Source organism: Spartinivicinus marinus (assembly GCF_026309355.1).
Classification (GTDB): domain Bacteria; phylum Pseudomonadota; class Gammaproteobacteria; order Pseudomonadales; family Zooshikellaceae; genus Spartinivicinus; species Spartinivicinus marinus.
Genome location: NZ_JAPJZK010000001.1, coordinates 5,741,006 through 5,754,416 on the forward strand (window position 1 = coordinate 5,741,006; position 13,411 = coordinate 5,754,416).

Annotated in this window: 10 protein-coding genes; 5 read left to right on the top strand and 5 right to left on the bottom strand. The window is 43.2% G+C overall.

What is annotated here, in order from left to right; genetic code table 11:
* The first annotated feature begins 160 nt into the window (after nt 1-160).
* Complete coding sequence (locus OQE68_RS25585) at nt 161-889, top strand: phosphoadenylyl-sulfate reductase (protein ID WP_353618522.1); 729 nt, start codon at nt 161-163, stop codon at nt 887-889.
* A 61-nt stretch (nt 890-950) separates the two neighbouring features.
* The gene (locus OQE68_RS25590; RefSeq protein ID WP_180567170.1) at nt 951-1,235 is read left to right on the top strand and encodes a hypothetical protein; all 285 of its coding nucleotides are present in this window, start codon (nt 951-953) and stop codon (nt 1,233-1,235) included.
* Between the two features lie 111 nt (nt 1,236-1,346).
* On the opposite strand, the gene cysB is transcribed toward OQE68_RS25590, so the two are convergent.
* Nucleotides 1,347-2,321, bottom strand: coding sequence for an HTH-type transcriptional regulator CysB (gene cysB, locus OQE68_RS25595; protein ID WP_180567171.1), 975 nt, complete (start codon nt 2,319-2,321; stop codon nt 1,347-1,349).
* A 156-nt stretch (nt 2,322-2,477) separates the two neighbouring features.
* On the opposite strand from cysB, the gene OQE68_RS25600 reads away from it, so the two are divergent.
* Complete coding sequence (locus tag OQE68_RS25600) at nt 2,478-3,257, top strand: sulfite exporter TauE/SafE family protein (RefSeq protein ID WP_180567172.1); 780 nt, start codon at nt 2,478-2,480, stop codon at nt 3,255-3,257.
* Here OQE68_RS25600 and OQE68_RS25605 read toward each other — a convergent pair.
* Both OQE68_RS25605 and OQE68_RS25610 read right to left on the bottom strand, forming a co-directional pair.
* On the bottom strand, nt 3,254-4,174 hold the full coding sequence (locus tag OQE68_RS25605; protein ID WP_180567173.1) for a 5'-nucleotidase: 921 nt from the start codon (nt 4,172-4,174) through the stop codon (nt 3,254-3,256). The genes OQE68_RS25600 and OQE68_RS25605 overlap by 4 nt on opposite strands.
* A gap of 155 nt (nt 4,175-4,329) precedes the next feature.
* Nucleotides 4,330-4,860 carry a metal-dependent hydrolase gene (locus OQE68_RS25610; protein ID WP_180567174.1) on the bottom strand — a complete coding sequence of 177 codons (531 nt, stop codon included), beginning with the start codon at nt 4,858-4,860 and terminating at the stop codon, nt 4,330-4,332.
* A 151-nt stretch (nt 4,861-5,011) separates the two neighbouring features.
* Here OQE68_RS25610 and OQE68_RS25615 point away from each other — a divergent pair, with 151 nt between their 5' ends.
* Nucleotides 5,012-7,738 carry a PD-(D/E)XK nuclease family protein gene (locus OQE68_RS25615; RefSeq protein ID WP_180567175.1) on the top strand — a complete coding sequence of 909 codons (2,727 nt, stop codon included), beginning with the start codon at nt 5,012-5,014 and terminating at the stop codon, nt 7,736-7,738.
* Nucleotides 7,731-11,141 carry a UvrD-helicase domain-containing protein gene (locus tag OQE68_RS25620; protein ID WP_180567176.1) on the top strand — a complete coding sequence of 1,137 codons (3,411 nt, stop codon included), beginning with the start codon at nt 7,731-7,733 and terminating at the stop codon, nt 11,139-11,141. The genes OQE68_RS25615 and OQE68_RS25620 overlap by 8 nt, the downstream gene beginning before the upstream one ends.
* Before the next feature lie 39 nt (nt 11,142-11,180).
* Here OQE68_RS25620 and ectB read toward each other — a convergent pair whose 3' ends face one another.
* Entirely contained in the window at nt 11,181-12,464 is a 1,284-nt protein-coding gene (gene ectB, locus OQE68_RS25625) for a diaminobutyrate--2-oxoglutarate transaminase (RefSeq protein WP_180567177.1), read from the bottom strand.
* A 14-nt stretch (nt 12,465-12,478) separates the two neighbouring features.
* The gene (locus OQE68_RS25630) at nt 12,479-13,027 is read right to left on the bottom strand and encodes a chloramphenicol phosphotransferase CPT family protein (RefSeq protein WP_180567178.1); all 549 of its coding nucleotides are present in this window, start codon (nt 13,025-13,027) and stop codon (nt 12,479-12,481) included.
* Between the last annotated feature and the right edge of the window lie 384 nt (nt 13,028-13,411).

The window sequence follows — 13,411 nt, forward strand, 5'->3', positions numbered from 1 at the left end:
CCTTATAGCTATCGCTTGTTATTATAAGTAAGTTTTATAACTGATAATTTTAATACCAGGACTTGTTAACACAACAAGCCCTAACCGCGATAAATAAGTGAAAACAGGCTGTCGCAACCCGTTTGCTGGCAACCTGACTGTGTGAGGATAGGTAACTATTGTGACTAAGCCGCTCAACACCCTCCAATTGCAACTGGAATACAGTGAGCGGGATCCTGAAGCGATTCTCGAACTGGCCTTCAACACCTTTGATAATATTGCTATTTCATTTAGTGGTGCAGAAGATGTAGTGCTTATCGAGTTGGCCACCCGTGTCACTGATAATATTTCTGTATTTACTCTGGATACTGGGCGCCTGCACCCTGAAACCTATCGTTTTATAGATCAGGTACGGGAACATTATGGCATTGACATTGAGGTACTATCCCCAGATCCTGCAGAGCTTGAACCTTTTGTAACAACCAAAGGATTTTTTAGCTTCTATCAAGATGGTCATCAGGAATGCTGTGGTATTCGTAAAGTAGCCCCTTTACGGCGTAAGCTGAGCCAACTCGATGCTTGGATTACAGGGCAACGAAAAGATCAAAGCCCTAATACCCGCGCCCATATTCCTGTGATTGAGCAAGATCTCAGCTTTGGCAGCCAGGAAAACCTGCTTTATAAATTTAACCCATTAGCCAACTGGCGCTCAGCACAAGTATGGGAAACCATCCATGAATATGATGTGCCTTTTAATGAGCTACATCAAAAAGGCTTTGTCAGTATTGGCTGTGAGCCTTGTACCCGACCTGTGTTACCTAATCAACATGAACGGGCAGGACGTTGGTGGTGGGAAGAAGCTACGCAGAAAGAGTGTGGACTACATGCAAGCAACTCCAAATCACTCTAAATAAGGGCACTTAAAAATTACTATTTTTAGAGTTGCTCATCAATGACTTAAAGAAGAAATCATGACTGTAAAAATAACGTTGGTAAAGAAAGTATTGGCTGATGGCTCACCTTGTAAAAAGTGTATCGATGTGTTGCAGCGGCTGGAAAAGTCGGGGCATATAAAGCACATTGAGCGTATTGTTGAAGCCCATGAGAACGACCCAAACAGCGAAGGTATGCAGTTAGCACAAAGCTTACAGGTGGATAAAGCCCCCTTCTTTATTGTCGATCATCCTGATGGCCAGCAGGTAGTGTATACCGTTTACTTCAAGTTGGTGCAGGAAGTACTTAAACACCTCTCGTAAGAAGACGCTCATTAAAAAGCAAGTTTAAGCACTGTAAACGGTTTCGCAGTGAGTAGCTAAAGTGAACCAGGCTGGCTTAATGACGCTTTAAGTCAGCCTTGATTATACACTTCAGTAGACGGGTAGTTGTACTGAATCAAAAAGCTCTTCTAACTCAGCTCGGTTATGTCGTTGCGAGGCATCATTTACGATATCTTTATTGAGGTGAGGTGCAAATTGCTCAATAAATTCATACATAAAACCACGTAAGAATGTACCCTTCCTGAAGCCGATTTTCGTAATGCTGGACTCAAACAAGTGGCTTGCATCTAATGCGACCAAATCTTGATCTAGCTCTTGGTTATAAGCCATTTTAGCCACAATACCTACCCCCAGGCCAAGTCTGACATAGGTTTTAATGACATCAGCATCAGCAGCAGTAAATACCACTTTTGGCGTCAGTCCTTTACTCATAAAAGACTCATCCAATTTTGAGCGGCCTGTAAAGCCAAATACATAAGTGACGATTGGGTATTTAGCAACATCTTCCAGCTCTAGCCGGCTATTTTGTGCTAATACATGATCTTTAGGCACTAACACACAACGATTCCAGCGATAGCAGGGCATCATAATCAAATCGTTGAAATGTTCCATTGCTTCTGTGGCGATAGCAAAATCAACCGTACCATCAGCAGCCATTTCAGCAATTTGCATGGGAGTGCCCTGATGCATATGTAACGACACTTCTGGGTACTGTTGGATAAATTTTTTGATGACTGTAGGCAGCGCATAGCGCGCTTGGGTATGGGTGGTAGCAATAGATAAGCTGCCTTTTTGTTCATTACTGAACTCTTGTGCTACCTGCTTGATACTTTCTACTTTACGCAGAATTTCTCCAGCGGTCTTAATAATCGCTTCACCAGCTGGCGTTACCCGAGTTAAATGTTTGCCACTGCGAGCAAAAACTTCAACCCCAAGCTCATCCTCTAATAAACGGATTTGCTTGCTTATACCAGGCTGTGATGTATAAAGGCTTTGTGCGGTAGCCGAAACATTTAAATCGTGATGCGCTACTTCCCAGATATAGCGCAACTGTTGCAACTTCATAACCCCTCCATTCGGCATTTATATGCATAAAGCATAAAAATATAAATAAATATTCTTTTCAAGAATAGATGGAAACCGCTAAATTTCCAAGCATTATGGTTATATTCTCTAATTCATAGCTTTTCTATCACCATTTATAACTTTAGACCATATTTGATGGAAGTTTTGCTTTATATTTTGGCAGGTGCCACCGTTGGACTTGCCGTCGGGTTAACAGGGGTAGGTGGAGGGTCACTGATGACTCCTCTATTGTTGTTGTTTGGTTTTCCCCCGCATATTGCCATTGGCACTGACCTGATGTACGCATCCATTACCAAAGCCAGTGGTGTTTCGTTACACCACAAGCGTCGGACAATTAACTGGCGTTTAGTAGGACTGCTCGGGGCCGGTAGCTTACCTGCGGCGGGCTTAACGGTGTTGCTGCTTAACTACTACTTCAAAGATAGTTCAGAATATAGCCACCTACTAACAAGCAGTTTAGGTTTTATGCTGATCATGACAGCTGTTGTATTGTTAGCAAGGTCTCGCCTTGCATTAGACAGTGCTCAGCCTTCAGTTATACAACAGTTTATTACCCGACACCTCGCGGCTATTACGCTTACTATGGGGGCGCTACTTGGTGCTCTAGTAACGCTGTCATCTGTGGGAGCTGGGGCAATTGGTACAGCACTGCTTATGGTGTTATATCCTCAGCTGACAGGTGTGAGAGTGGTAGGCACTGACCTGGCTCATGCAGTGCCGCTCACCTTTATTGCTGGTTTAGGGCATATCTGGCTAGGTAATGTGGATTTTGGGCTGCTAGCTAGCCTATTAGTTGGTTCACTACCTGCTATTTATATTGGTTCTCGGCTAGGGGCTCGGCTTCCAGAAAAGGTCATGCACCCAGTACTTGCCAGTACCCTCTTTGCACTGGGCGTTAAGTATGCCTTCTTTTAGTTTTTGAGTTCTTTGGGAGTATTGGTAACACCATGAGGGACATGCCCTGTCGCCACATGCTCTCTAGCTGAATCACAATGCCCAACCTGATCATCAAAAAACACATCTGCACCAAAGGACTTTAAAAAAGGTCCTTTGGCTAACCCACCTAAGAAAAGTGACTCATCTAGTCGAATCCCCCACTCTCTTAAGGTGCGAATCACTCGTTCATGGGCCGGCGCTGATCGAGCAGTCACTAATGCTGTTCGAATTGGACTCTGCTTGGCTGGGAGCTCACTTTGCAGCTTATGTAATGCAGCTAAAAACGGTTTAAATGGACCACCTGATAAGGGTAATTTGGCCGAAGCACGCTCACTGGCAGCAAATGCTTCTAGTCCTTCAGCTTGGTAAATCTGTTCTGCTTCATCAGAAAACACCACTGCATCCCCATCAAACGCAAACCGTAATGTATCATCACTGGGTTCATCAGCTGACTTGACTGAAGGCATAATCATGGCAGCAGCAAAACCTGAACTGAGAGCATTGGTTACATCTTCTATATGGGTAGATAAAAATAAGTGACAATTAAATGAAGCAATATAGCGGTAAGGGCTTTGGCCCCCGCAAAAAGCCGCTCGAACAATATTTAAGCCATAATGCTCAATGGAATTAAAAATACGCAACCCAGTGTCTGCTGAGTTGCGTGATAATAAAATCACTTCAACCCGATCTTGCCCTAGCCGTTCATTTAGTTTCAACAATTTAGCAACTAAAGGAAAGGCATCACCAGGCGCTAAAATTTCGTTTTCATGGGCAATCTGGTACTCCTGGTAAGCATCTAAGCCCTCTTCTTCATAAATACGGTGGCTTTCTGCCAGGTCAAATAACGCTCTCGATGAAATGGCAATGACTAATTTGTCAGTTAACTGCGCTGGCATAAAACCTCCATTCCTTTATTCTCATACGATGCTTACTGTTATTAGAAATTTACTTTAACTAAGCACTATAACTAGTTGATTGTTATCGAAAAATCTTAAAAAATTAGAATTCATGCTAAGTAAAAAATGCTCCACGATATAACTAATAAATAAGTTTAAGATTGTATGTTAACTGTTTGATATTTAAGTGAATACTGCCTTTTAAGCTGATAAAGTGCTGTCCCGACGATCAACACTTCAAGCATAAAGCTCCAATGCAAAAGAAAATTAAGTGGCCACCAGGCAAATTGAGCAGGCACTTCTACTAAACCGAAGCTTTGTTTAACAACAGGATATAGCCACAATATTTCAGCGGCGATACTGTCCAGTAACAGGTGTAGCATAACATTCATTAATAACACGACTATTGTTGTCAACAATAGCTTCTGTTTAGTAATCCAAACGACAACACAAGGCAAGAGAAAAATGGCTAGCCAAAAAACTGGGGTGTGGGTCCAATAGCTATGGTGGTTATGCTGTCGCTGATCAAACCAATAGAAGTACAACAGATCAACATCTGGTAATACACTGGCAAACAGCCCTACCCCAACTAACCAGGCTCTGTGTTGCTCAGCAAAGGAGAAACATTGGCGTTTGAGGTATAGCTGGGTAATTAGATAACCCGCTGGTAGGTGGGCAATAAACATAAATCAGTAACAACCTCTTAAGTGTAGTTTGGTTTGTTACTGATTTAGCCATAGAACGGTGGCAATCAGCGGGGTTGATTATGGCAAATGTAGGCAAATGCATTTCATCCTCTTACAATACCCCTTAATTTAATTAGCCAATGACTGTCCTGTGACAAAAACACTGTTTGATATTTCTGGTTTAGAAAGCGCCTTAAAACAAGGGGAGTTGATTCTTACCCCTAACCGGCGGATGACGGCGAAAATTCAGGCGGCTTATGCTGCGCAGCAAACGGCTGCTCATCACCAGGCCTGGCCTACTCCCAGGGTAATGGCCATTGAGCATTGGCTGCAAAGCTTGTGGCAGCGATTGGCTGACAGCAATTTTCAACCAGCCGCTGATCATATTGTGTTATCGGAGTTAAGAGAACAACTGTTGTGGGAGCAAATTATCCAACAGCATAGTGGCGATCACTTGGTTAAAATTGCTTCAGCAGCACAAACTGCCAAGAAGGCATTTGATTTATTGTTACTATGGCAACTGGATTGGCGAGATGTGGCTTTAGCGACAACCCATGACAGTGAATGTTTTCAGCAGTGGCTAAAGCAGTTTTTAGCCACCTGTCAGGTTAAACATTATTTAACCAAAACCCACACCGCTCACTTTATTTTAAAAGCTTGTGAAAAAAACTGGCTCACCCAATACCCTCACATTCATTTAGTTGGGTTTGATAATTTGAGTCCCTTACATCAAGCCATTATTGAAGGGCTAGCAGAACAAGCCCATCATTATCGACAGCGAGTCGACCAACCTTATTGTCAGCGTACAGAACTCAACCGTTTTGCAGATGAGCTGCAAGCAGCGGCTAACTGGGCCCATGGTGTTTTAGCTAGCAACGCTGAGGCTATGGTAGGGATTATCGTGCCTGACTTGCACTTACATCGACAGCAAGTCGAAACTACTTTTCAGCAAGTATTTGAGCCCCAGGTAACTTTGCCAGAATGCCCGCGTTATACCCTGCCCTTTAACTTTTCAGCTGGGCAGCCCCTGTCACAACAACCCATCATCGCCACTGCCCTGGCGATGATTGAGCTAAACAAGCTTGAGGTGGAAACTGGGCAACTTTGCCAATGGCTGACGTCTCCCTTTTATCACCTTGATACACTGCCTCAAGATTTTCCTGCGCTACTTAGTGAGCAGGTCATTCGTAGTCAGCAGTTGATGATTTCGCCTGGCCGACTACGACAGATGAGCCAGCAGCTATTTGATAAGCAGCAACAAGAGTTGTCTACTGATTTGCAGCAGGATTTATTTAGTCAGGCCAGCTGCCCTTTTACTCAGGCATTGCAATCGATTGAACAGCTAAAAATCAAAGCGCAGGCTGGTTACCAAAATCGTCGTCATTATCCAAGCCATTGGATAAAACTGTTTTATCAGCAGTGGCAGTGTTTAGGCTGGCCTGGTGAGCGTCGGTTGGATAGTGTGGAATACCAGCAGGTGACCCGGTTTTATGAAGAAATTAAAGCCTTTGCTGGGTTGGATGAAATTGTTGGACAAATTCCGTTAACTGAAGCCAGCCGGTTGCTCCATAAACAGTTTCAACAGGTGACGTTTCAGGCGCAAACTAAAGACTCCCCCATTCAGATTCTGGGCTCATTAGAAGGGGCGGGATTGCGGTTTTCCCATTGCTGGTTGATGGGCTTTGATGATAGCACTTGGCCAGCCATTCCCAAGCCTAACCCGTTTATTCCCATTGATATTCAAGTAGCCAATATGATGCCCCATGCTTCAGTTGAGCGGGAGCTGGCTTTTACCAAAGAAATTATCGACACTTATAAACATAATGCTGAGCAAATTATTTTTAGTTATGCTCGGATGAGTGGGGATAAAGAGCAGCATTTATGCCCATTATTAGCTGACTTACCCTCGGTTGATGCCAGCCCGTGGTTAGCTTCACAAACCCAGTTGTCATCATCTGCTATCAGCCTCGAAGCGTACTCAACCCAGCAGTCCCAGCCAATGAACGCAGAGTCTGCTGCGATCAAAGGCGGCAGTCAGATTTTAAAAAGTCAGGCTAACTGCCCATTTCAAGCTTTTGCAAAACATCGCCTGGAGGTCAGTGCCCTCCCCTTACCACTGATTGGTTTACCTGCTTGGGCGCGGGGCCAGTGTTTACACCATAGTTTAGAAGTCATTTGGCGTGAATTAAAAAATCATACCACGCTGATTAATACATCCGATGATGCCTTACAAACATTAATTCAGCGTGCTACAACTCTCGGGTTGAAACGCCTGCTGCCACAATTTCCTAATGTGTTATCGATCCGCTACCAGCAACTGGAACAACTTCGATTAAATCAGTGGTTAACTGCCTGGTTAGCCATTGAAAAGGAGCGGCCACCTTTCCAAGTGGTGGCCATTGAGCAAGGCAAGCGCTGTACAATTGCCGGGTTACCCTTAAGTTTGCGGGTTGACCGAATCGATCAGCTTGCTGATGGCTCCTATTTATTAATTGATTACAAAATGACCCCCGTAACAGATGCTGCTTGGGCTTCGGAGCGATTGGATGACCCACAACTACCGTTGTATTGCACGGTGGCAAATAGCCATATTGGTGCGATCAGCTTTGCCAATTTATCACCCAAAGGTCGTGGTTTTCGTGGTTTAAGTGAGGTGGATACGGGCATTCCACAAATTATACCGATTGAAAAAAATAAGCGGGAATTACCCAATGAGTGGAAAGCGACTTTAGCCCAATGGCAACAGCAGCTAGGCCAGTTAGCTACTGCATTTTTACAAGGCGACAGTCGTATTGATCCTAAGTCAGCGCAAAGCTGCCGCTATTGTGATTTAGCCAGCTTATGTCGAATCAACCATCAAGGTGGCCGTTATGAGTGAGATTAAGCGGCCAGCTGATTGGCAAGCTCGCCAGCAGGCACTGGATCCTACCCAGTCGTTTGCTGTAACGGCCCCGGCTGGCTCTGGAAAAACAGGGTTATTAACCCAGCGTGTGTTGACATTATTAGCAAAAGTAAAGCGGCCAGAGGAAATCCTCTGCATTACCTTTACCCGTAAAGCAGCGGCAGAAATGCATAGCCGAATTTTAAATGCCATTCGTCGTGCTCAAACGGAAAGCGAGCCTGCCAATGAGTATGATCGGCAAACCTGGTTATTAGCAAAACAGGTGTTAGCTCAAGATACGCAATATGATTGGCAGTTATTGGTAAATCCTAATCGGTTGCGAATTCAAACCATCGACAGTTTATGTGCATACCTAGTGCGCCACTTCCCGTTGCAAACCGGCTTCGGTGGGATGCCTGATATCCTAGATGATGCCAGTGAATGTTATCAGCAAGCGGTAAGAAAATTTCTTGGCTTACTTCGCCAGTCGTCACCAGAAACAGATTTATTAAGTAAATTGTTGCTGCACCTGGATAATGACCTCAATAAATTATCATTGTTACTCGAAGCACTACTGAGTCGTCGTGATCAATGGCTACCTTATGTGGTGATGGCGGATACCAAGCAGCTTTTACAGTATATTGAACAGGGGTTGGTTGCAGTAATAACAGATAATTTAACGGTTGCTGCTAGTGCTATTAGCTATCATGGTAGTGAACTAGCGCAGCTGGCAGACTTTGCTGGACAACAGCTCGCTGAAGAAAAACCTGATCACCCCTTAAATCAATGTGTTGGCTTAACTGGCTTACCCAATACTACACCTGATGCCCTCCCCCAATGGTTAGCGCTGGTTGAATTACTGATCACGAAAGACGGCAGCTGGCGTAAATCAGTCACAAAAACCATTGGTTTTCCAACCGGTAAAACCAAAGCCGAAAAGCCCTATTTTAAAGAGATGAAGCAACGGCTGTTGGGGTTAATTGATGCCCTGGCAACCCAGCCTGGTTTAGCCCAGCAATTGGCTAATTTACGGTTGCTGCCACCAGTCCACTATCAACCAAAGCAAGGAGAGCTGCTGATTGCTCTTTGTCAGCTACTGCCATTGTTAGTGGCCCAACTAATGGTGACCTTTACTGAGCAAGGTAAGGTGGACCATACCGACATTAACCGAGCAGCATTGGCTGCACTTGGCTCAGAGGATGCCCCTACGGATTTGGCATTGGTCTTGGATTATCGGATTAACCATATTTTAGTAGATGAGTTTCAGGATACCTCCAAGCCCCAATTAACTTTATTAGAAAAGTTGACTGCTGGCTGGCAAACAGGTGATGGTCGCAGCTTGTTTATTGTTGGGGATGGTATGCAATCCTGTTATGGATTTCGGGATGCTAATGTAGGAATTTTCCTGAATGCTCGCCAGCATGGAATAGGCTCAGTGGCACTGACACCGCTTTCATTAACCGTTAATTTTCGCTCCCAAGCCAAGGTGATTGACTGGGTGAATAATACCTTTCAACAGAGTTTTCCCCAGCAAGAAAATATTCCGTTAGGTGCGGTCAGTTATGCTCAATCAACGGCCTTTAATTCAGCACTGGCTGGTACTGCAGTTGAGTGTATTGGCTTTCATGATGAAGCCGGTCGACAGTTGGAGGCTGCAAAAACCGTTGATGTAGTGAGCCAGTATTTAGCTGCATCGGCCACTGATACCATTGCTATTTTAGTGCGCAGCCGTGGCCATTTACGTGACATTATTGCTGCGTTACAGGCTGCTGGCATTAAGTGGCAGGCGACTGAAATTGATCCATTAGCCAGTCGAGCGGTGATTCAAGATTTATTATCCCTGACCAGAGCACTGCTTAATTCTGCAGATAAGTTGGCTTGGCTGGCTACTTTGCGCGCCCCTTGGTGTGGATTGAGTAATGATGATCTGGAAGTGTTGGCACAAACCCAAGGGGTCACCACAGTGCTAAGCCGCTTACAAGATGAGACTGTCTTAGCAAAATTATCTCGCCATGGTCAGCAACGGCTGGCTACGGTCGTGCCTATTTTACAGCAAGTGGCTAATCAACGGCAGCGAAAGCCCTTTGCTCAAGTCTTAGCGGGTTGCTGGCAGCAAATAGGGGGTGAGGCATCTCTTGACCATGAACAAAGCCGCCAAGAAGCGGAAGTATTTTTCGCCACCCTTTGTGAGTATGCCACATCTTTTGCTGGATTAGATTTAGCCGCTTTTGAAAATAAGCTGAATCGACTATATGCCCAGCCTGATCCGGATGCTAACCCGCGGGTACAAATCATGACGATTCATAAAGCCAAAGGGTTAGAGTTTGATGTGGTAATTTTGCCCGGTTTGGATAAGCAGCCAAGAGCAGATGATAAACCCCTGCTAGTATGGCAGCAGTTTCTAAGCACAACCGGTGATGACCATTTATTGTTAAGTCCCGTGCATGCTTACGAAGCACAAAGTGATGCGATTTATGATTTTATTCGTCACCAACAACAGCAAAAACAGCGCCTGGAAAATACCCGTCTATTATATGTAGCAGCTACCCGGGCGATCAAAAAATTATATTTATTATTTAATGGCAAGCAGCAGGAAACGTCTGGGGAGGTTAAAGCACCTGTGGCTTCATCATTGTTAGCCACCATCTGGCCGGCAATTAAAGATCAGGTCAGCTGGCAAATGGCACCCACTCCACTTCCCTCACAGTCGACAGCGCCTGGTATTGATTTATCGACTGGCTGGCGATTACCCAGCCATTATCAACCACCCACACAACCCTATGAACAGTTACTAAAAGCGTATCGGGGGGAAGAGTTTAATGATGAAGAAAATTTACCTGAAATGGTGTGGGATGAAGTGCCTCGCCATGTGGGTACGGTTGTACATCGAGCGCTTTATCATATTACCTTATTAGGTATTGAGCAGATTGCCAGCCAGCCTCAGCAATATTGTCAGCAGCGCTATACTATTTGGCGCAACCAACTACGTCAGCTGGGAATTGCTCAAGATGAACTCACCAGTGCCTGCCATCAGGTAAAACATGCTATAGAAAACACTTTAGCTGACCCTAAAGCGCAATGGTTTTTAAATCATCAGCACCCAGCCAGCCAGTGCGAGTATCCGTTAACGCTGCAAATGCGTGATAAAACCATTCACTATGTGGTAGACCGAACCTTTATTGATCCTGATACCAACATCCGCTGGATTATTGATTATAAAACAGTACAGCTCGCTCAAGCAGCAGCTGAATCTATTGATCACAAGATTGCAGCAGAAGTACAACAGTATCGTGCTCAATTAAAAGGGTATGTGCAAACCTTCCAAGTGCTGGGTAATGAGCCCATTCGCGCAGCCCTTTATTTTACGGATATCCAGCATTTAGCAGAGGTTGATTGTTAGACCCTTTGCTCTGGGATTCCCATTGCCAAGGGTAACAGTTTATATCACAGCCTCTAATTCTTGTGGGGTGGCTACCTTTTTATAGGTTAACTCAGTTAAAGTAGTTGCTATAATAGCTAGCCCTACATTTAATTCTGCTTCGCTAATTGTTAAAGGCGGCAGCAGCTTTAATACTTGATCCCGATTACCACAGGTTTCAGCCAGTAGCTGCTTGTTAAATAAAGCTTTTGATAAACGCTGAGCCATTCCTTGTTCAGGAATTTCTAACCCCCATACCATACCTCTACCTCGAACTGAGATAGATAGTTCAGGATTATCAATTGCCAGCTGGTTTAACGAAGATTGGATAATTTGACCTTTTTGATGAATGCTTTTTGAAAAACTATCATTATCCCAATAAGAAAGTAGTTCAGTCGCGGCAACAAAAGCTAAATTGTTGCCTCGAAAAGTACCCGTATGCTCCCCTGCTAGCCATTGATCAATTTCAGGTTTGATTAGTAATAGAGCTAGCGGTAACCCACCACCAATTGCTTTTGATAAACACACAATATCAGGAGTGATGTCAGCAAATTCAAAGCTGAAAAATTCTCCAGTTCGACCATTGCCTACTTGAATATCATCAATAATGAGCAAAATGCTGTGTTTTTTGCATAAGGCTGACAATGCGCTTAGCCATTCGCGGCTGGCCACATTAATTCCACCTTCACCTTGAACAACTTCTAAAATAATAGCGGCAGGTAGTGGTACTCCACTACTTGGATCTTCTATTAGCTGGCTTAAATAATTAATTGTGTTAACGTTTGGACCTAAATAGCCATCATAAGGAGCATGGTATACATTATGTCGCCCACCATAACTCTCATCTTGATAATAATCGTTAGCTGTCAGTGATAATGCCCCCAGCGTTAAACCATGATACCCATTAGTAAAAGCAATAATGTTGGTTCGTTTTGTTACTTTGCGAGCCAACTTTATTGCGGCTTCTACTGCATTAGTACCTGTTGGCCCAGTAAACTGAAGTTTATAGTCTAATTTTCTAGGCCTTAATATAGTGTCATTGAATTTGGTAATAAAAGCCTTTTTAGCTGTTGTTGCTTTATCCAAGCTATGCAAAATGCCTTTCTTTTGCAGATAGTTAGTTAATGCTTGAGTAACATTGTTTGGGTTATGGCCATAGTTAATTGTGCCTGCGCCTGCAAAAAAATCTATGTATTTATTGCCATGCTCATCGTAAATTATTGCATTTTCAGCGATGTCGAAAGTCGTAGGGAACGAGCGTACATAACTTCTTACTTGAGACTCAAGCTGATCAATAACGTCCATAAGTTTTCTCTGTATTAGATTTGTTCTCTCAATTTATCGAAAGCTAAAGATTTATTATCAGACTCAATATAATCTATAATTGTATTAGTAGATTCTTCTATAGAGTTTTTGGAAGTGTCTATTTCAATATCAAATAGACTAAAGTTGTAAACAGGATTAAATTGATCTTTAGCGGTACCTATTTCTCTATCTCCCCTGAGCTTTTCTCTTTTTTCTAGCTCGTCTAAAGGACAATATACTTTAACCAGTATTGCATTAAAATCATGAAATAAGTCTGCGCACTCTATTAGCCACTCTGGATATTTCATAATATGATCAACGATCACCCTGTTTCCTGCGCCAGTAACTGCAGCAACCGATGAATGAAAACCACTCATAATTTGTTTTTGTTGAGTTTTCATATAACTACAGGATTCAAGAAATTGATCAGGAAATGCATGTAAGAAACTATCAATACTTAAATGAAAGTAAGGGTTGATTAATTTTTTCTGTAGTTGCTTGGCTATGGACGATTTTCCTGAGCTGGAGACACCATTCAGGAAAATAATTTGATTATTAGACATTAAATTTTCTTTTAATTAAACCCAAGTTAAGTTTAAAAACATTATAGATAGAGACTAAAGTTTAATAATATCAAATCCTGAAGTTACTCACTAAGATAGTTAGTAGGCAGCTCGCAAGTTCTATGTTTAAGCTAGACTAGCTAAAAATGCTGTTCGCACCTTGTCTACATAAATAACTTTTCATCTGCTATAGGCTTTTTAACCGATTAATATTTTTATCGTTAGTTTCACATCTGTAGACTAACGATAAAAATCATTACCTAAAGGGGATATACCTACTGTTACATACGGTACTACAAAGTTAACACTGTTTCAATAAATTTACATTTTTAAAAAATGCTAGTGGTTATTAACTGCGACGGATGTTAATGGCTTATAGTAGTT

Bases quoted from the DNA above. Each gene is read 5' to 3' on its own strand.
- OQE68_RS25600 (WP_180567172.1), top strand. From the start codon at position 2,478: ATGGAAGTTTTGCTTTATATTTTGGCAGGTGCCACCGTTGGACTTGCC.
- OQE68_RS25605 (WP_180567173.1), bottom strand. From the start codon at position 4,174: ATGCCAGCGCAGTTAACTGACAAATTAGTCATTGCCATTTCATCGAGA.
- OQE68_RS25630 (WP_180567178.1), bottom strand. From the start codon at position 13,027: ATGTCTAATAATCAAATTATTTTCCTGAATGGTGTCTCCAGCTCAGGA.
- OQE68_RS25590 (WP_180567170.1), top strand. From the start codon at position 951: ATGACTGTAAAAATAACGTTGGTAAAGAAAGTATTGGCTGATGGCTCA.
- ectB (WP_180567177.1), bottom strand. From the start codon at position 12,464: ATGGACGTTATTGATCAGCTTGAGTCTCAAGTAAGAAGTTATGTACGC.
- OQE68_RS25620 (WP_180567176.1), top strand. From the start codon at position 7,731: ATGAGTGAGATTAAGCGGCCAGCTGATTGGCAAGCTCGCCAGCAGGCA.
- OQE68_RS25610 (WP_180567174.1), bottom strand. From the start codon at position 4,860: ATGTTTATTGCCCACCTACCAGCGGGTTATCTAATTACCCAGCTATAC.
- cysB (WP_180567171.1), bottom strand. From the start codon at position 2,321: ATGAAGTTGCAACAGTTGCGCTATATCTGGGAAGTAGCGCATCACGAT.